This window comes from Pseudomonas sp. MPB26 (assembly GCF_046605355.1).
GTDB classification, from domain to species: domain Bacteria; phylum Pseudomonadota; class Gammaproteobacteria; order Pseudomonadales; family Pseudomonadaceae; genus Aquipseudomonas; species Aquipseudomonas cedrina.
The window spans coordinates 5,685,052-5,704,995 of sequence record NZ_CP176793.1 but is presented as its reverse complement, the minus strand read 5'-3'; the positions used below and the strand labels follow the sequence as shown (position 1 = coordinate 5,704,995).

Sequence of the window (19,944 nt, the reverse complement as noted above, 5' to 3'; positions counted from 1 at the left end):
TCGAACCATGAAAGCCATTGCCCTGTTGCCCTTGATGTTGTCGGCCTCTATCAGCCAGGCCGCCGAGACAGTGAAGATCTACAACTGGTCGGACTATATTGCGCCGGACACCACCAAGCACTTCCAGCAAGAAACCGGCATCGGTTTCACTTACGACGTGTACGACAGCAATGAAACCCTCGACGGCAAGCTGATGACCGGTAAATCCGGCTATGATGTGGTGTTTCCGTCCAACCATTTCATGGCGCGGCAGATCTAGGGCGGCGCCTTGAAGACGCTCGACAAGCGTCAGCTGCCGAACTGGAAAAACCTTAACCCGGTGTTGCTCAAGGCCCTGGAAAACAACGATCCGGGCAACGCCCATGGCTTCCCGTACCTATGGGGCAGCACCGGCATCGGCTACAACATCGACAAGGTCAAGGCCGTACTGGGCGACAATGCACCGGTTGACTCCTGGGACCTGATCTTCAAGCCCGAGAACATGGCCAAGTTGCAAAAATGTGGCGTGGCGATTCTCGACAACGGCCCGGAACTGCTCCCGGCCGCACTCAACTACCTGGGCTTGCCGCACCACAGCAAGCAGCCTGAGGACTACAAGAAGGCTGAAGCACTGCTGATGAAAGTGCGACCGTATGTGGCGTACTTCCACTCCTCGAAATACACCGCAGACCTGGCCAACGGCGATATCTGTGTGGCGGTGGGCTTCTCGGGCGACATCCTGCAGGCGGAAAGCCGTGCCAGGGAAGCCAAAAACGGCGTGAACATCGGCTACAACATTCCCAAGGAAGGCGCCGCGATCTGGTTCGACATGGTCGCCATGCCCGCCGACGCGCCGAACGCAAAAGCCGGCTATGCCTTCATGAACTATCTGCTGCGCCCGGACGTGATGGCCAGCATTACCAACTACGTGCATTACGCCAATGGCAACGCCGCGGCGGACAGCCTGGTAGACCCGGCGATCAAGGCGGACACCAAGGTGTACCCAAGCCCGGAAATGATGGGCAAGCTGTTTGCCCTGGAGGCGATGCCGTTGAATGTCGACCGGGTGCGTACGCGGGTGTGGAACACCATTCGCACCGGCCGCTAGGTGCGAACAACACTGCGGGAGCGGGCAGTGCGCCGCTCCCGGATTTAACACAGCACAGTCCCGTGATCAGGGAGGCTTCACCACGGGCAATCACGACCTGCCTGGGCGGATACTTAGTTCAAAGTAGTGGCTGTTTAATGTTGCTAATGCCACAGTGGCAATCTATTGGATCCACTTATCAAATGCGCCGCTAGAGTTCAGCGCTTTAGCGCTATTTAATATTTAAATATGAGCGGTTAGTTTTTTGTCGGACAAATCGCAACCCCCCCCAATAAATACGGTAGAAAACTTGCGCTAGTTCATCTGTCGCGGATTTTCCACCCTGGAAATAGGGGTAGACGAATGATTTAAACTTGTGTCAGTTTCATGACGCCTTCAAAAGAGGCGAGTGATAGGACGATCTCGCCCGCGGGGTTCCTATCGATCAAAAAACTGAAGCACTTGCACACAAGGAAGTACGTTTATGTCAAAAGTAAAAGACAAGGCTATCGTGTCGGTGGCGCAAGCCAGCACCGCTTACTCGCAAATCGATAGCTTCAGCCATTTGTATGATCGAGGCGGCAACCTCACGGTCAATGGCAAACCCTCCTACACCGTTGACCAGGCAGCCACCCAGCTGCTGCGTGACGGCGCCGCGTACCGGGACTTTGACGGCAACGGCAAGATCGACCTGACCTACACCTTCCTGACCTCGGCCTCCTCAAGCACCCTGAACAAACATGGTATCTCGGGCTTCAGCCAGTTCAACGCGCAACAGAAAGCCCAGGCCGTACTGGCCATGCAATCCTGGGCGGACGTGGCCAAGGTCACCTTCACCGAGAAAGCCACCGGCGGCGACGGCCACATGACCTTCGGCAACTACAGCAGTGGCCAGGATGGCGCCGCGGCCTTCGCCTACCTGCCCGGCACCGGCGCGGGCTACGACGGCACCTCGTGGTACCTGACCAACAACAGCTACACGCCGAACAAGACCCCGGACCTGAACAATTATGGCCGGCAGACCCTGACCCACGAAATCGGCCACACCCTGGGCCTGGCCCACCCCGGCGACTACAACGCCGGCGAAGGCGCTCCCAGCTACAACGACGCGACCTATGGACAGGACACGCGCGGCTACAGCCTCATGAGTTACTGGAGCGAGAGCAACACCAACCAGAACTTCAGCAAAGGCGGGGTTGAAGCCTATGCCTCCGGCCCGCTGATCGACGACATCGCCGCGATCCAGAAGCTCTACGGCGCCAACTACAACACCCGCGCGGGCGATACCACCTACGGATTCAACTCCAACACCGGGCGTGATTTCCTCAGCGCCAGCTCCAATGCCGACAAGCTGGTGTTCTCGGTGTGGGACGGTGGTGGCAATGACACCCTGGACTTCTCCGGCTTCACTCAAAACCAGAAAATCAACCTCAATGAAACCGCGTTCTCCGACGTGGGCGGCCTGGTGGGCAACGTGTCCATCGCCAAGGGCGTCACGGTCGAGAACGCGTTCGGCGGTGCGGGCAACGACCTGATCATTGGCAACAACGCGGCCAACCTGATCAAGGGCGGTGCGGGCAACGACCTGCTCTACGGTGGCGGCGGCGCCGACCAACTGTGGGGTGGCGCGGGCAGCGACACCTTTGTGTTCGGGGCCAGTTCCGATTCCAGGCCAGGGGCGGCGGACAAGATCTTTGACTTCACCTCAGGTTCGGACAAGATCGACCTCAGCGGCATCACCAAAGGCGCCGGCCTGACCTTCGTCAACGCGTTTACCGGGCATGCCGGCGACGCGGTGTTGAACTACGCGGCAGGCACCAACCTGGGTACCCTGGCGGTAGACTTCTCCGGGCAAGGCGTGGCGGATTTCCTCGTCACCACCGTCGGCCAGGCAGCGGTCAGCGACATCGTCGCGTGAAGCAAGGGCGCGGCGTTTCGACGCCGCGCCTGCACGATGGAGCGTGAAGATGCAGCGTTTTTTTAAAGTAGTCACCTGTGCATTGCAGGTGATGTTCGTGTCGGCAGGAGCCCACGCAATGGCGAGCAGTCTTGTATTACCCACCACGGCCCAATTGGCCGGGCATTGGCAATTGCACCAGCAGGATCAGATATGCGCCCTTGACCTGCTTGAGCCGGCCAACGCCTTGGGCGGCGACGTGGCCTGTGCCGAGCAATGGCTGGGAGAAAAACCCCTTTCCTGGTCGCCCACACCGGACGGCATCTGGCTGTTCAATGCCCAAGGCAGTGGCATCACTCATTTGAATCGCCAGAAGAACGGTGACTACCAGGCGCGCACCCCATCCGGCGTTGTCGTTGAATTAAAACGAATGCCTTAGTTGCCGTTATAAGCTTATTACTCAACTTTATTAGTTGGCCGGTTTTTATCAAGGGCTCGGGCAACTTATGCGTGCATTTCGGTTCAAGGAAGATCAAGACTTATGGCCAAGCCCGCTGCCGCTGTGCCGTTATTCAAGGCCCTGGGTGAATACAAGAGCCTATTGATCAGTATTGGCTGCTTCACTGCCCTGATCAATCTGCTGATGCTGGTGCCGTCGATTTACATGCTGCAAGTGTATGACCGCGTGCTGTCTTCCCAGAACGAAACCACCCTGGTGATGTTGACCCTGATGGTCGTGGGATTCTTTGTGTTTATTGGCACCCTGGAAGCGATCCGCAGTTTTATCGTGATCCGTATCGGCAGCCAGTTGGAGCGGCGTTTCAACCTGCGCGTGTACAAGGCCGCGTTCGAACGCAACCTGCAATGTGGGCAGGGCCATGCCGGGCAATCCCTGGGCGACCTGACCCATATTCGCCAATTCATCACGGGTCCTGCGCTGTTCGCGTTTTTCGATGCGCCGTGGTTTCCCATCTACCTGTTCGTGATTTTCCTGTTCAACGTGTGGCTTGGCGTGCTGGCCACGGCCGGGGCGCTGTTGCTGATCGGCCTGGCCTGCCTCAACGAATACCTGACCAAAAAGCCCTTGGGTGAGGCCGGCGCGTTCTCACAGCAATCAACCCAGTTGGCCACCAGCCACTTGCACAACGCCGAGACTATCCAGGCCATGGGCATGCTCGGTGCGTTGCGCGAGCGCTGGTTTGCGGTGCATACGCGGTTCCTGAGGCTGCAGAACCAGGCCAGTGATACCGGTTCGGTAATGACCTCGTTGAGCAAATCCTTGCGCCTGTGCCTGCAATCCCTGGTGCTGGGCCTGGGCGCGTGGCTGGTGATCCGCGGCGATATGACCGCCGGGATGATGATCGCCGGTTCCATCCTGATGGGGCGGGTGCTCAGCCCCATCGACCAATTGATTGCAGTGTGGAAACAATGGAGTTCGGCCAAGCTGGCCTATCAGCGCCTGGATGAATTGCTGCGCGAGTTCCCTGCGCAAGTCGAGCAGATGAAGCTGCCTGCGCCCAAGGGCCAGGTCAGCTTCGAACAGGTCAGTGCCGGCCCGCCGGGGCGGCGCCTGGCGACCTTGCATCAGGTCAGCTTCCACCTAGGCGCTGGCGAAGTGCTCGGCGTACTCGGCGCCTCGGGCTCCGGCAAGTCTACCCTGGCCCGTGTACTGGTCGGCGTATGGCCGACACTGGCCGGCACGGTGCGTCTGGACGGCGCGGACATCCACCGCTGGGACCGCGACGACCTCGGCCCGCATATCGGTTACCTGCCCCAGGACATCGAACTGTTCAGCGGCAGCATCGCCGACAACATTGCGCGTTTTCGTGGGGCCGACCCCGAGCGCGTGGTCGAGGCCGCCCAGCAGGCCGGCGTGCATGAGTTGATCCTGCGCTTGCCCCAGGGCTACGACACCGTATTGGGCGACAACGGTGGCGGCCTGTCCGGCGGCCAGAAGCAGCGAGTAGCCCTGGCCCGTGCGTTGTATGGCGGGCCGCGTCTGATTGTGCTGGATGAGCCCAACTCCAACCTCGACACCGTCGGCGAAGCGGCGCTGGCCAGTGCCATCGTGCAGATGAAAGCCCAGGGCAGCAGCGTGGTGCTGGTCACCCATCGGTCCTCGGCGCTGGCCCAGGCGGACAAATTGCTGGTGCTCAACGAAGGGCGCCTGCAGGCATTCGGCCCAAGCCAGGAGGTGCTGCGCGCATTGTCCGGCCAGCAGGAAGCGCCGAAGGAAAAGCCCGGCGTCAGTTTCAGTCGTCAGTATCAAGCCGCAAGGAATCCAGGCGCATGAGCAGCCTCACTGTTGAACCAGATTTCAAAGAGCACGATGCCCGTTTTTTTGTCCGCATGGGTTGGCTGCTGACCGTGGTCGGTGCCGGTGGGTTTTTCCTGTGGGCCAGCCTGGCGCCGCTGGACCAGGGCATCCCGGTGCAGGGCACGGTGGTGGTGTCCGGCAAGCGCAAGGCCGTGCAAACCCTTGGCCCCGGCGTGGTCAGCCGCATTCTGGTGCGCGAGGGCGAACAGGTGAAACAGGGCCAACCGCTGTTTCGCCTCGACCAGACCCAGAACCAGGCCGACGTGCACTCGCTGCAAGCCCAGTACCGCATGGCCTGGGCCAGCGTGGCGCGCTGGCAGAGCGAGCGAGACAACCTGCCAGGCGTGAGCTTTCCAGCCGAATTGAGCAGTCAACCCGACCCAGCCCTGGCGCTGGTACTCGAAGGCCAGCGCCAACTGTTCAGCAGCCGCCGCGAAGCCTTTGCCCGCGAGCAGGCGGGTATCCGCGCGAATATCGACGGCGCCACGGCGCAGCTCAACGGCATGCGCCGCGCCCGCAACGACCTGACCGCCCAGGCGCAGTCGCTGCGCGACCAATTGAGCAACCTGCAACCGCTGGCCGACAACGGCTACATCCCGCGCAACCGGCTGATGGATTACCAGCGCCAGTTGTCCCAGGTGCAACAGGACCTGGCGCAGAACACCGGCGAAAGCGGCCGGGTAGAGCAGGGCATACTGGAGTCGCGGCTCAAGTTGCAGCAGCACCGCGAGGAATATCAGAAGGAGGTGCGCAGCCAGCTGGCCGACGCGCAACTGCGCAGCCTGACCCTGGAGCAACAGCTCACCTCCGCCGGCTTCGACTTGCAGCACAGCGAAATCAACGCGCCGGCCGATGGCATTGCGGTCAACCTCGGCATACACACCGAGGGCGCCGTGGTGCGCGCCGGCGAAACCCTGCTGGAAATCGTGCCCCAGGACACGCGCCTGGAAGTCGAAGGGCACCTGCCGGTGCATCTGGTGGACAAGGTCGGCACGCACCTGCCGGTCGACATCCTCTTCACTGCCTTCAACCAGAGCCGCACCCCGCGGGTGCCGGGCGAGGTCAGCCTGGTCTCCGCCGACCAGATGCTCGACGAGAAAACCGGCGCGCCGTACTACGTGCTGCGCACCACGGTCAGTGACGCCGACCTGGAGAAACTCCACGGCCTGGTGATCAGGCCCGGCATGCCCGCTGAAATGTTCGTGCGCACCGGCGAACGCTCGCTGCTCAATTACCTGTTCAAGCCGCTGCTCGACCGCGCCGGCTCCGCGTTGACCGAGGAATGAGCATGAAGCCAGTGTTCATCGCCTTGCTGTTCAGTTGTGCCAGCGCCCAGGCAGCCATGGGCCCGTTCGACGTGTATGAGCGAGCCTTGCGCAACGATCCGGTGTTCCTCGGTGCCATCAAGGAACGCGACGCCGGCCTGGAAAACCGCACCATCGGCCGCGCCGGCCTGCTGCCCAAGCTGTCGTATACCTACAACAAGGGCCGCAACAACTCCGAGGCGCACTTGCCGGACGGGCGCGGCGGCAGCTATCGCGACGACCGCAACTACAACAGCTACGGCTCCACCTTCAGCCTGCAACAGCCGTTGTTCGACTACGAAGCCTATGCCAACTACCGCAAAGGCGTGGCCCAGGCGCTGTTTGCCGATGAGAGCTTTCGCGACAAGAGCCAGGCGTTGCTGGTGCGGGTGCTGACCTATTACACCCAGGCGCTGTTCGCCCAGGACCAGATCGACATCGCCCGCGCCAAGAAGAACGCCTTCGAGCAGCAATTCCAGCAGAACCGCCATCTGTTCCAGCAGGGCGAGGGCACCCGTACCGATATCCTCGAAGCCGAGTCGCGTTATGAGCTGGCCACCGCCGAAGAGATCCAGGCGCTGGATGAGCAGGACGCTTCGTTAAGAGAGCTGGGCGCGCTGATCGGCGTGCAGAGCGTCAATATTCACGACCTGGCACCGCTCAACCAGGGCTTTGCCGCGTTCACGCTGAGCCCGGCCAACTTTGACAGTTGGCATGAGTTGGCGATCAGCAGTAACCCCACGCTCGCGTCCCAGCGCCAGGCCCTGGAAGTGGCGCGCTATGAAGTGGAGCGCAACCGCGCCGGGCATCTGCCCAAGGTCACGGCCTACGCCAGTTCACGCCAGCAGGAATCCGACAGCGGCAATACCTACAACCAGCGCTATGACACCAACACCATTGGCGTCGAGGTGAGCCTGCCCCTGTATGCCGGTGGCGGCATTTCGGCCGCCACCCGTCAGGCCAGCCGCGCGATGGAGCAGGCCGAGTACGAACTGGAGGGCAAGACTCGCGAGACCCTGATCGAGCTGCGTCGCCAGTTCAGTGCCTGTCTGTCCGGCGTGAGCAAGTTGCGCGCTTACCAGAAAGCCCTGGCCTCAGCCGAAGCGCTGGTGGTGTCGACCCGGCAAAGCATCCTGGGTGGCGAGCGGGTCAACCTCGATGCGCTGAATGCCGAACAACAGCTGTACAGCACCCGTCGCGACCTCGCCCAGGCCCGTTACGACTACCTGATGGCCTGGACCAAGTTGCATTACTACGCGGGCAACCTGCGTGAGACCGACCTGGCAAAAGTGGACGAGGCCTTTGGCCCTGTGAGCCCATAACAACAAAAAGAGGTTTTGATGAGCATCGATTCGTCGCGTTTCAAGCCATTTACCGCAGGTTCGCTGCTGCTCTTTTCAGTTGCGACACAGGCGCAGTACACCGAGACAGGCCAGCCCGGCAACCCGGTCAGCTGGCGCTCCGCCGAGTACCAACGCGACTGGGGCCTGGGCCGCATGAAGGCAGATGAAGCCTACGCTGCGGGCATCAGCGGCAGCGGGGTGAACATCGGTGCGCTGGATTCGGGCTTCGACGCCGGCCACCCCGAAGCGTCCAAGGACCGCTTCCACCCGGTCACCGCCAGCGGCACCTACGTCGACGGCAGTTCGTTCAGCACGACGGGCGTACTCAACCCGAACAACGACTCCCATGGTACCCATGTCTCCGGCACCCTGGGCGCCGCCCGTGATGGCGTCGGCATGCATGGGGTGGCCTACGACGCGCACGTCTATGTGGGCAACACCAACGCCAACGACAGCTTCCTGTTCGGTCCGAGCCCCGACACCAACTATTTCCATGCGGTGTACAGCGCCCTCGTGGATGCCGATGTGCGCGCCATCAACAACAGTTGGGGCAGCCAACCCAAGGATGTGAGCTACCAGACTCTCGGCGACCTGCATGCGGCCTATGCCCAGCACTACAACCGCGGCACCTGGCTGGACGCGGCTGCGCAGGTGGCCAAGGCTGGCGTGATCAATGTGTTCAGCGCCGGCAACAGCGGCTATGCGAATGCCAGCGTGCGTTCGGCGCTGCCCTATTTCGAGCCGGAGTTGGAAGGGCACTGGCTGGCGGTGTCGGGGCTGGATCAAGCCAATAACCAGAAATACAACAAGTGCGGTATCGCCAAGTACTGGTGTATTTCCACCCCGGGTGCTTTGATCAACAGCACCATCCCCGATGGCGGTTACGGCGTGAAGTCCGGCACCTCGATGTCGGCGCCCCACGCCACGGGCGCATTGGCGCTGGTGATGCAACGCTACCCCTATATGACCAACGAGCAGGCCTTGCAGGTGCTGCTGACCACCTCCACTCAGCTCGACGGTTCGACTACCCAGGCGCCCAACACCACCGTGGGCTGGGGCGTGCCCGACCTGGGCCGGGCGATGCGCGGGCCGGGGCAATTGCTCGGTGCGATGAACGTGGATCTGGCCGCGGGGCAGAGCGATCACTGGAGCAACGGCATCTCTGACCAGGCCCTGATCCAGCGTCAGGCCGAGGATGCCGCCGAGCACACCGCCTGGCAGCAAACCCTGGCCGACAAGGGTTGGCAAAACGGCCTGGGCGCCACTGCCAGCCAGCAGGACCGAACAGACTACGCCGTCGGCGCGGCACGTGACCAGGCTGCGGCGAACCGGGCCTACGCAGGCAGCCTGATCAAGTCCGGCGCAGGTACGCTGGTACTCACTGGCGAAAGCACTTACCGCGGGGCCACCACCGTCAACGGCGGGTTGCTGGCGGTCAACGGTTCGCTGGCTTCAGCGGTGAGCGTGAACGACAGCGGCACCCTCGGCGGCTCCGGGCGCATTGGCGCGCTGTCGGTGAACAGCGGCGGCCGCGTGGCGCCGGGCAATTCCGTGGGTACCTTGCAAGTGGCGGGGGATGTGAACCTGGGCGCGGGCTCGACCTACGCCGTGGAGCTCACGCCCGCCAGCAGCGACCGCATTGTCGCCAGCGGCCAGGCAATCCTGGGCGGCGGCAACCTTACGCTGGCACTGGAAAACAGCCCGACGCTGCTCAGCGCGGCGCAGGCGCAAAGCCTGATCGGGCGCCAGTACAACATCCTCCAGGCGGCGGGCGGTATCCAGGGCCAATTCGGTCAGGTGCTGCCCGGCTACCTGTTCATTGGCGCCAGCCTCGATTACGCAGCCAATGGCGTGCGCCTGGACGTGGTGCGTAATGGCGCGACCTTCGCCAGCGTGGCTGCCAATCGCAATCAGCGTGCGGTAGCCAACGCCACCGAACAACTCGGTGCGGGTAACCCGGTGTACGAGAGTGTGCTGCGCTCCGACTCCCTGGACGCTGCGCAGCAAGGTTTGCAGCAATTGTCCGGCGAAATCTACCCGGCACTGGGCGCCATGCTGATCAATGACAGCCGGCAACTGCGCGACGCCGTGGCTGAGCGGCTGCGCGAACAGCCTATAACGGGGCAGAGCAACCTGTGGCTCAAGGCGCTTGGTGCCTGGGGCAAGACCGACAGCCGCAGCGAGACCGCCGGCTCCACCACCTCCCTGGGCGGCCTGCTACTGGGCGTGGACGCTGCGCTGGATGAGCAGACCCGCGTCGGCGTGGTCGCGGGCTATAGCGACAGTTCGCTGAGCATGGGCAACGCCAGCCATGCCTCGGCGTCGGTCGACAGCTATCACGTAGGCGCCTATGCCGGCCGCGAACTGGGTGAGTGGCGCCTGAACCTGGGGGGTGCATACAGCTGGCACCGTGGCGATGTGAAGCGCGACCTGCAATACGGCGAGGTCAGCGCCAAGCAAAAGGCCAGGCTGGATGCGCGCAGTGCCCAGCTGTTTACCGAAGCTGCCTACCGCCTCCCGCTACAACCGCTGACGCTGGAGCCGTTCGCGAATCTGGCCTACGTGCACCTGGACAGTGACTCATTCCATGAAAGAGGCGATGCCGCCGCCCTGCAACGTGGCAGTGACCAGCGCGACGCTGTGCTCGGCACCCTCGGCCTGCGCGGGTTGAAGACCCTTGCACTCAATGATCGCCAGCAGCTGGAGCTGTCCGGTTCGCTGGGCTGGCAACACAGCCTGAGCGCCGTCGAGTCTGAAGAATACCTGGCGTTTGCGGCCGGTGGCCCGTCGTTCGCCGTGCGTAGCGCGCCTGTCCAGCGCAACGCGGCTCTGGTGGGCGCGCAGGCGAGCCTGGCGCTGAGCCCGGCCATGCGGATCAACCTCGATTACAACGGCCAGTTGGGTGGTCGAGCGAAAACCCAGGGGGTGGGCTTGAGCCTGAACTGGCAGTTCTGAATACCCCCCCGAGCCCAGTTCAAGCTGGGATAGGCGTTGTTTTGAAGAGAGTGTTTTACCTACCGGCAATAAGAGAACTAAGGAAGGTCACCGTGAACAAACGCAAGTCAGGGTTAACTACCGCCATCCACACCGCCCTGGGCTACCCGCCCAAGGCCAACCGCAGCGCGCCATACGGCGCGCTGCTGTGTTGCCTGGCAAGCCTGGGAACCGCCCAGGCCGCGCCCTACATAGAAACCGGCAAGGCGGGCGATGCGGCCAGTTGGCGCAGCAATGAATTCAAAGCCGATTGGGGGCTGGGCGCCGTGCACGCCGACACCGCGTATGCCGCCGGCTACACCGGCAAGGGCGTGAAGCTGGGGATTTTCGACCAGCCGGTGTATGCCCAGCACCCCGAGTTCGCCAGCCCAGGCAAAGTGGTGACTGTGGTCACCGAGGGTATTCGCCAGTACACCGACCCCTATATTCCGGTCAAGGCCGGTGACGCATTTCGCTATGACGGCACGCCGTCGCTGGGCTCCAATGGCAAGCTGGGCAACCACGGCACTCATGTCGGCGGCATCGCCGCAGGCAACCGCGATGGCGGACCAATGCATGGCGTGGCCTTCAACGCTCAGATCATCAGCGCCGAGAACGGCGACCCAGGGCCCGAAGACGGCATCATTCTCGGTAACGACGGTGCGGTGTACAAGGCCGGTTGGGATGGGTTGGTCGCCAGTGGCGCGCGCATCATCAACAACAGCTGGGGCATCGGTATCGGTGACCAGTACGCCCAAGGCGGTCGTGACCCAGCGTTTCCCAACTTTACCCTCACTGAAGCACAGGCCCAGTTCGACAACATCCGGCCGATCCTTGGCACGGTGGCAGGCGGCGCTTATCAGGGCGCGATCGATGCCGCCCGCAGCGGCGTACTGACCATCTTTGCCGCCGGTAACGATTACAACCGCAACAACCCCGATGCGATCTCAGGGCTGGCGTATTTTGTGCCGCAGATCGCGCCCAACTGGTTGTCGGTGGCCGCGTTGCAGCAGAACCCAGACACCACCAGCGCCACTCCTTATGTGATCAGCACCTTTTCCTCGCGCTGCGGGTACGCGGCGAGTTTTTGCGTGTCGGCGCCGGGGACCCGGATCTATAGCTCGGTGATCAATGGCACCAGCCTTGAAAACCTCACCACTGACTGGGCCAACTTCAACGGCACCTCCATGGCGGCGCCGCATGTGGCCGGCAGTGCTGCGGTGTTGATGGAGCGTTTCCCGTATATGAGTGGCGAGCAGATTTCCACCCTGCTCAAAACCACCGCCACCGACCTCGGCGCGCCGGGCATCGACTCGCTGTATGGCTGGGGCATGATCAACCTGGGCAAGGCCGTCAGCGGACCGGGAATGTTTATCACTGCCGAAGATATTCCTGCCGAGTTTCGTATCGATGGCGCTTATGGCAGTGGTCAGTTCGTCGCCGACCTGCCAGGCATCGGCGCGGTGGTGGATGCCGGCAAGCCGACGCAACGCCTGTGCAACGACGTGCACTGTGGCCTGGATGTGTGGAGCAACGACATCTCGGGTCATGGCGGCTTGACCAAGCTGGGCATCGGTTCGCTGGTACTGGCCGGCAGCAATACCTACAGCGGTCCGACGCTGGTCAATCAGGGGCTGCTGGCCGTCAATGGCTCGATCACCTCCGACGTCACCGTCAGCCAGAGCGGCGTGCTGGGTGGGTCGGGGCGCGTTGGTTCGCTGTTGGCCAGATCCGGTGGCACCGTGGCGCCGGGTAACTCCATCGGCACGCTGAATGTGGCGGGAGACGTGACGTTCGAAGCAGGTTCCACGTATGCGGTAGAAGTCTCACCCACCAGCAGCGACCGTATCGTCGCCGGGGGCGCCGCCACGCTCAATGGCGGCACCGTGACCCTGGCGCTGGAAAACAGCCCGACGTTATTGAGCAGCGCCCAGGCCAAGAGCTTGATCGGCCGCCAATACAACATCCTGCAAGCGGCAGGCGGTATCACCGGCAGCTTCGGTGCGGTGCTGCCCGACTACGTGTTTATCGGTGGCAACCTGAACTATGCCGCCACCGGCGTGCAACTGGCGGTCGTGCGCAATGCCAACAGTTTTGCCAGTGCGGGCGCGACCGACAACCAACGCGCCGTGGCGGCCGCCGCCGAGCAATTGGGGGCGGGCAATGCCGTGTATGAAAGCGTGCTGCTGGCACCGAATGCGGCGTCGGCGCAGGGCGCGTTCCAGCAGTTGACCGGGGAAATCTACCCGGCGCTGCAGAGTGCGCTGGTCAATGACAGCCGTTATCTGCGCGAAGCCGTGGGCGAGCGCCTGCAAAACGGCGAAATGGGCGCCAGCAGCCAGAACGTCGACACGCGCGGCAACGTGTGGGTCAAGGCGCTGGGCGCGTGGGGCAAGTCCGATGCTCGCAGCGACACTGCCGGCTACACCACCTCGATCGGCGGCCTGCTTGCCGGGGTCGACGGTGCGCTGGACGAGGACACGCGCCTGGGCCTGGTCGCGGGCTACAGCGATACTTCGCTGAACATGGGCAGCGGCACCCATTCCCGGGCCGCCGTCGACAGCTACCACTTCGGCGCCTATGCCGGGCACGAAATCGGCGCCTGGCGTTTGAGCGGTGGCGCCGCCTATAGCTGGCACCGCGCGGATGTAAAGCGTGGACTGCAGTACGGCGAGGTCGCCGGCAAACAGAAAGCCAAGGTCGACGCACGCAGTACCCAGGTGTTCGGCGAAGCGGCGTACCGCGTCAATCTGCAACCCCTGGCCCTGGAACCGTTTGCCAACTTGGCCTATGTCCATCTGGACACCGACGGCGTGACCGAAAAAGGCGATGCCGCGGCCCTTAAAACCCATGATGATCGCCGTGACCTGGTGCTGAGCACCCTGGGCGCGCGGGCGCTGAAGACCTTCAATGTCAATGACCACCAGCAGCTGAATGTGTCGGGCACCTTGGGCTGGCAGCACACGCTGAGCAGCACCGCGTCGCAGCAACACTTGGCGTTCGCGTCGGGCGGCCCCTCGTTTGCGGTGCAGAGTACGCCGATGGCGCGCGATGCCGCGTTGGTGGGCGCACGCGCCAGCCTGGCGTTGAGCAAAGAGGCACGGGTTAATTTCGACTACAACGGCTTGCTGTCCGGCAAGGAGAAGGTCCACGGGGTGGGACTGAGCCTCGACTGGGCGTTCTGATGGTTCAACGCCCCGCAAGGGGCGGTATCCAACAATAAAAAAGAGGATGCACCATGGGTGTCTTTGACTATAAAAACCTCGGAACCGAGGGTTCCAAAGCGTTGTTCGCCGATGCCATGGCGATCACGCTGTATGCCTACCACAACCTGGATAACGGCTTTGCCGCAGGCTATCAGCACAACGGTCTGGGTTCGGGCTTACCCGCAACGCTGGTGGCGGCGTTGCTGGGCAGCAGCGATTCGCAAGGCGTGATCCCCGGCGTGCCCTGGAACCCCGACTCGGAGAAGGCCGCCTTGGAGGCGGTTCAAAAGGCCGGTTGGACACCCATCAGCGCCAGCACCCTGGGCTATACCGGCAAGATCGACGCGCGGGGCACCTTCTTTGGTGAAAAGGCCGGCTACACGACGGCCCAGGTCGAGGTGCTGGGCAAGTACGATGACGCGGGTAAGTTGCTCGAAATCGGCATCGGTTTTCGTGGCACCTCTGGCCCCAGGGAAACCTTGATCAGCGATTCCATCGGCGACCTGGTCAATGACGTGCTCGCGGCGTTGGGCCCCAAGGACTATGCGAAAAACTACGCGGGTGAAGCCTTTGGCGGTTTGCTCAAGCATGTTGCCGACTATGCCAACGCCCAGGGCCTGAGCGGCCACGACGTTGTGGTCAGCGGCCACAGCCTGGGTGGCCTGGCGGTCAACAGCCTGGCTGACCTGAGTGACAGCAAATGGAGCGGATTCTACAAAGACGCCAACTACCTGGCCTACGCCTCTCCAACCCAGAGCAGCGGCGACAAGGTGCTCAATATCGGTTATGAAAACGACCCGGTATTCCGCGCGCTGGACGGCTCATCGTTCACCGGGGCTTCGCTGGGCGTGCATGACCAGCTACACGCGTCGACCACCGACAACATCGTCAGCTTCAACGACCATTATGCCTCGACGCTGTGGAACGTACTGCCGTTCTCCATCGTCAACCTGCCGACGTGGGTCTCGCACCTGCCCACCGGGTATGGCGACGGCATGACGCGCATCCTCGATTCCGGGTTCTATGAGCAGATGACCCGCGACTCGACCATCATTGTCGCCAACCTGTCCGACCCGGCCCGTGCCACCACCTGGGTGCAGGACCTCAACCGCAACGCCGAGCCGCACACGGGCAATACCTTCATTATCGGCAGTGACGGCAACGATTTGATCCAGGGCGGTAAAGGCGCGGACTTTATCGAGGGCGGTAAAGGCAGTGACACCATTCGCGACAGCAGCGGGCACAACACCTTTTTATTCGGTGGGCAGTTCGGCCAGGACCGAATCATCGGTTATCAGCCGACGGACAAGTTAGTGTTTACGGATGTGCAAGGCAATGCCGATTACCGCGATCACGTCAAGGTCGTGGCCGGGGATACGGTGATCAGTTTTGGTGGAGATTCGGTGACGTTGGTGGGGGTGAGCGGAGTGTCAGGGGAGGGGATCGTGATCAGTTGAGGACGCAATGCGATTAAAACGGTGGGGGCGGGCTCGCTCGCCCCCGCATTTGATCAGTGTTGACTAGTTTTTTTGCACGGTAGCCACATCATCGGCCTTGACGCGAATACGCTTGCCGGCGATATCGGTGAATTCGTAAAAGCCGTCGGAGGTCTTAGCGTTTGGCGTGTCCTTGGTCAAATACTGGGTACCATTTTGCAGTGTCACTACGGTTTGCGTTGCGCAACCGGCCAATACCAGAAAAGTGAGTGCAACCAGTGGCAGCCCCAAATTCTTCATGTTCATAACCCTTACCTTTAACCCTGGAAAGTCCCGCGCCAAAGGCCGCGGGGCATAAATGTTACGCCATCGACTCTCCCATCTGATCACTTTTATACAAAAAGTTGCGTGCGCCATTTATCTATTAGCGATTGCAACAGGGCATTTGCACCGGCACTCTGTATGCATAACCAGTATTTGATCGGCGCGCACCATGGCCAACCCCCTCGAAGACCCGCTCTATTACCTGCATAACTTCCGCCAGGTACTGCATTGGCTCGAGCAACGCTGTGCGGATCTGCTCGACCCGCAAGAAGCGCATTTCATTCAGCAATTTGACAGGTTACCGCAGGCGTCCCAGGCACTGTTGGTGCGAATGGTGATGCGCAAAGGTGTGCATTTTCGTGGAGGCAAACTCAACTACCAGGAGATCGGCTGCCCCCACGCCGCAGCCGCACCGTTGCTGGCACTGGGTTGGGTTAATGACCAGTGCCTGCTGACCTTTGAAGCGCTGTTCGCCTTGCTGCAAAAAAGCGAGATTCTTGGCGCGTTCAAGCCCTGGATCGAGCAGCCCAAGGGCAAGAAAGCCGATTGGCTGGAAGGCCTGGCGCCGCAATTCACCGACAGCCGCAGCTTTGCCGGTTGGTGCCCCAACCTTGCTGACTCCTTGTACAGCCTCACAGTAATGGAACTGTGCGATCGCCTGCGCCTGATGTTCTTCGGCAATTTGCACCAGGACTGGTCGGAGTTCGTGCTGGCTGACCTTGGCATCCACACCTACGAAAAAGTCGAGTTCTGCGCACAATCCCGTGGCCTGCGCAGCCGCGAGGACGTGCATGGTTTTCTGTTCCTGCATCAGTGCCAGCAGGCCTTTGAAACCGGTGAAGCGCTGGAGGACGTCCTGGCCCGGATCGCCACCCTGAGTACCGATAACCCCTGGCTGGAAAACCGCCGGGCCAAGCTGTTGTTCCAGGTGGGGCAGTATTGCGAGCGCACCGCCGAATTGGTGTTGGCGCAACGGATTTATCGCAACTGCGCCTATCCGGGCACCCGCTCGCGACTGATCCGCGTGCTCGAACGCCAGGAGGATTACGCCCAGGCCATGGCCTTGGTATACACCGCGCAACAGGCGCCGGAAAGCGCCGCCGAGCAGCAGCACCTGCTGCGCGTATTGCCTCGCCTGCGCCGCAAGTTGGGCGAACCGGCCGTGCCCCGGGCCAAGCCACGGCCCGTTACGCGCCTGGACCTGGACCTGGCGCTGCCCGAGCCGCTGATGTCGGTGGAATACTGCGTGCAGGCTCACCTCAGCGAACCCGATGCGCCGGTGCATTATGTGGAAAACGGCCTGATCAATTCGCTGTTCGGCCTGCTGTGCTGGGACGCGATCTTTGCGCCGTTGCCGGGGGCATTTTTCCACCCGTTCCAACGAGGGCCGGTGGACCTGCACAGCGAAGACTTCCACCCGCGCCGCGCGCCGCTGTTCGCGGCGTGTTTCGAGCAATTGCAGGACGAGCGCTACAAAGCCACCATCCGCCGGCGCTACCACGAAAAGTGGGGGATCCAGTCGCCCTTCGTGTTCTGGAACCTGCTCAATCAAGAACTGCTGGATCAGGCATTGGCCTGTCTGCCCGCCGAACATCTGCGTTATTGGTTCGAGCGGCTGCTGCTGGATATCCGCGCCAACCGCGCCGGCATGCCCGACCTGATCCAGTTCTGGCCGGCGCAAAAGACCTACCGCATGATCGAGGTCAAGGGCCCTGGCGATCGCCTGCAAGATAACCAGCTGCGCTGGTTGGAGTTCTGCGGCGAATACCAGATGCCAGTAACGGTCTGCTATGTGCGTTGGGCGCAGTCCCTTTGAGCTACAGCGTTGCCGTGCGCGCGCTGTGCGAGTTCACGGCCAAGGTCGGCGACCTTGACCTGCGCTTTACCCCGTCCCCCAGCGCCCAGGAGGGCATTGTCGGCCACCGCACCGTCGCCTCGCGACGCAGCGCGCACTACCAGAGTGAGGTCGCGCTTGAAGGCCAATACCAGCAACTCAAGGTTCGGGGCAGGGCGGACGGTTACGACCCCGACGCCAATCGCCTTGAAGAAGTAAAAACCTATCGCGGCGATCTCGACGCCCAGCCGGCCAATCATCGGCAATTGCATTGGGCCCAAGTCAAAGTGTACGGCTGGCTGATGTGCCGCAAACTAGGCCTGCTGGAGATTGACTTGGCGCTGGTGTATTTCGATATCGTCGGTGAAGGCGAGACGGTGCTGAACCAGCGCTTTCAAGCCGCCGAACTCGAGCCGTTTTTCAACCAGCAGTGCGCGTTGTTCCTGGGCTGGGCCCGGCAGGAAATGCAGCACCGTGAGGCGCGCAACAGCAGCGCGCAAACCCTGGCGTTTCCCCATGCCGGTTTCCGTCCCGGGCAGCGCTCGCTCGCCGAATCGGTGTACAAGGCCGTCAGCACCGGGCGCTGTCTGATGGCCCAGGCGCCAACCGGGATCGGCAAGACCATCGGCACGATTTTTCCGCTGCTCAAGGCGCTCGCGCCCCAGCAACTGGACAAGCTGTTCTTCCTGACCGCCAAGACGCCTGGGCGCAAACTCGCCCTGGACGCCGCCCAGGTGCTGTATGCGGCCAGCCCCGACTTGCAACTGCGCGTGCTGGAATTGGTGGCGCGGGACAAAGCCTGCGAACACCCGGACAAAGCCTGCCACGGCGATGCCTGCCCCTTGGCCAAGGGCTTCTACGATCGGCTGCCCGCCGCGCGCGTCGCCGCGTCCAAGGTGCGCCTGCTCGACCAGCGCAGCCTGCGCGACGTGGCCCTGGCCCATGACGTGTGTCCGTACTACCTGAGCCAGGAAATGGCGCGCTGGGCCGACCTGGTGGTCGCCGACTACAACTACTACTTCGATTTTGGCGCCATGCTGTTCGGCCTGGCCCAGCTCAACCAGTGGCGCGCGGCAGTGCTGGTGGACGAGGCGCATAACCTGGTCGAACGCGCCCGTTCGATGTACAGCGCCAGCCTCGACCAGTACAGCCTCAAGATCCTGCGCGACACCGCCCCCGAGCCCTTGAAGAAACCCTTGCAGCGCCTCAACCGTGAGTGGAACGCGCTGCACAAGGACCAGCTCGCGCCGTACCAGGCCTATGCCGCGCGGCCTGAAAAACTGCTGCAGGCCCTGAGCCTGTGCGCCAGCGCCATGGGCGAGTATTTCAATGACCACCCCGAAACCCTGAGTGGCGACCTGCAGGCGTTCTATTTCGAGCTGCTGCAATTCGCCAAGGTCGCCGAGCTGTTCAACGAGCACTTCATTTTCGATATCAGCAAGCGCCAGCTCACGGGCAAGCGCAGCAGCTCGACCCTGTGCCTGCGCAACGTGGTGCCTGCCGAATTCATCCGCCCACGGTTGACCGCCGCCCGCAGCAGCACGCTGTTTTCGGCCACCTTGAGCCCTCGTCATTACTATGCCGACTTGCTCGGGTTACCGGCGGATACGGCTTGGATCGACGTGGAGTCGCCGTTCAAGGCCGAGCAGTTGCAGGTGCGCATCGTCGATGCAATCTCCACGCGTTTCGTCCATCGGCACGCCTCGCTGGAGCCGATCGTCGAGTTGATCGCTCGCCAGTACGCCCGACAGCCCGGCAACTATCTGGCGTTTTTCTCAAGTTTTGATTACCTGCAGCAAGTGGCGCAGCTGTTGGCCGAGAAACACCCGCAGATCGCGTTATGGCAACAGTCACGCGGCATGGCCGAGGCCGAGCGCCAAGCCTTCCTCGATCAATTCACCGAGCATAGCCAGGGCATCGGTTTTGCCGTGCTGGGCGGCGCGTTCGGTGAAGGCATCGATTTGCCGGGCGCCCGTTTGATCGGGGCCTTTATTGCGACGCTGGGCTTGCCGCAACTGAACCCGGTCAACGAGCAGATGAAACTGCGCATGGGCGCGATCTTCGGCGCCGGCTACGACTACACCTATCTGTATCCCGGGCTGCAGAAAGTGGTGCAGGCGGCGGGCAGGGTGATCCGCAGCCAGCAGGACCGCGGCGTGGTGATATTGATCGATGATCGGTTCGGCGAGGCGCGGGTGCGCCAGTTGTTGCCACGCTGGTGGGCACCCACAGTTTAATCCGAGG

The 19,944-nt window shown here is 62.3% G+C and carries 11 protein-coding genes and 1 pseudogene; 11 read left to right on the top strand and 1 reads right to left on the bottom strand.

What is annotated here, in order from left to right; translation table 11 throughout:
• The first annotated feature begins 7 nt into the window (after window positions 1-7).
• The 9 genes and pseudogenes from ACLH0H_RS26015 (at window position 8) to ACLH0H_RS25975 (ending at window position 15,563) form a co-directional block, all read left to right on the top strand.
• Window positions 8-1,087, top strand: a pseudogene (locus ACLH0H_RS26015) (polyamine ABC transporter substrate-binding protein).
• A 463-nt stretch (window positions 1,088-1,550) separates the two neighbouring features.
• On the top strand, window positions 1,551-2,984 hold the full coding sequence (locus tag ACLH0H_RS26010) for a serralysin family metalloprotease (RefSeq protein ID WP_411380241.1): 1,434 nt from the start codon (window positions 1,551-1,553) through the stop codon (window positions 2,982-2,984).
• 49 nt (window positions 2,985-3,033) lie between these two features.
• Window positions 3,034-3,402: a protease inhibitor Inh/omp19 family protein gene (locus ACLH0H_RS26005; protein ID WP_411380240.1), complete on the top strand. Its 369-nt coding sequence runs from the start codon at window positions 3,034-3,036 to the stop codon at window positions 3,400-3,402.
• Between the two features lie 102 nt (window positions 3,403-3,504).
• Entirely contained in the window at window positions 3,505-5,256 is a 1,752-nt protein-coding gene (locus tag ACLH0H_RS26000; RefSeq protein ID WP_411380239.1) for a type I secretion system permease/ATPase, read from the top strand.
• Window positions 5,253-6,566, top strand: coding sequence for an HlyD family type I secretion periplasmic adaptor subunit (locus ACLH0H_RS25995; protein WP_411380238.1), 1,314 nt, complete (start codon window positions 5,253-5,255; stop codon window positions 6,564-6,566). The genes ACLH0H_RS26000 and ACLH0H_RS25995 overlap by 4 nt, the downstream gene beginning before the upstream one ends.
• Before the next feature lie 2 nt (window positions 6,567-6,568).
• Window positions 6,569-7,906, top strand: a complete 1,338-nt coding sequence (locus ACLH0H_RS25990) for a TolC family outer membrane protein (RefSeq protein WP_411380237.1) — start codon at window positions 6,569-6,571, stop codon at window positions 7,904-7,906.
• Between the two features lie 18 nt (window positions 7,907-7,924).
• Window positions 7,925-10,882 carry an autotransporter domain-containing protein gene (locus ACLH0H_RS25985; protein ID WP_411380236.1) on the top strand — a complete coding sequence of 986 codons (2,958 nt, stop codon included), beginning with the start codon at window positions 7,925-7,927 and terminating at the stop codon, window positions 10,880-10,882.
• Between the two features lie 92 nt (window positions 10,883-10,974).
• A complete protein-coding gene (locus tag ACLH0H_RS25980; RefSeq protein ID WP_411380235.1) occupies window positions 10,975-14,085 on the top strand; it encodes an autotransporter domain-containing protein in 3,111 nt (1,036 codons plus the stop codon).
• 53 nt (window positions 14,086-14,138) lie between these two features.
• Entirely contained in the window at window positions 14,139-15,563 is a 1,425-nt protein-coding gene (locus ACLH0H_RS25975) for a lipase (protein WP_411380234.1), read from the top strand.
• A gap of 63 nt (window positions 15,564-15,626) precedes the next feature.
• Here the strand turns inward: ACLH0H_RS25975 and ACLH0H_RS25970 are convergent, their stop codons facing one another.
• Window positions 15,627-15,848 carry a YgdI/YgdR family lipoprotein gene (locus tag ACLH0H_RS25970; RefSeq protein ID WP_411380233.1) on the bottom strand — a complete coding sequence of 74 codons (222 nt, stop codon included), beginning with the start codon at window positions 15,846-15,848 and terminating at the stop codon, window positions 15,627-15,629.
• Window positions 15,849-16,035: 187 nt separating this feature from the next.
• On the opposite strand from ACLH0H_RS25970, the gene ACLH0H_RS25965 reads away from it, so the two are divergent.
• Window positions 16,036-17,682: a VRR-NUC domain-containing protein gene (locus ACLH0H_RS25965; protein ID WP_411380232.1), complete on the top strand. Its 1,647-nt coding sequence runs from the start codon at window positions 16,036-16,038 to the stop codon at window positions 17,680-17,682.
• Complete coding sequence (locus tag ACLH0H_RS25960) at window positions 17,679-19,937, top strand: ATP-dependent DNA helicase (protein ID WP_411380231.1); 2,259 nt, start codon at window positions 17,679-17,681, stop codon at window positions 19,935-19,937. The genes ACLH0H_RS25965 and ACLH0H_RS25960 overlap by 4 nt, the downstream gene beginning before the upstream one ends.
• Window positions 19,938-19,944 lie beyond the last annotated feature (7 nt).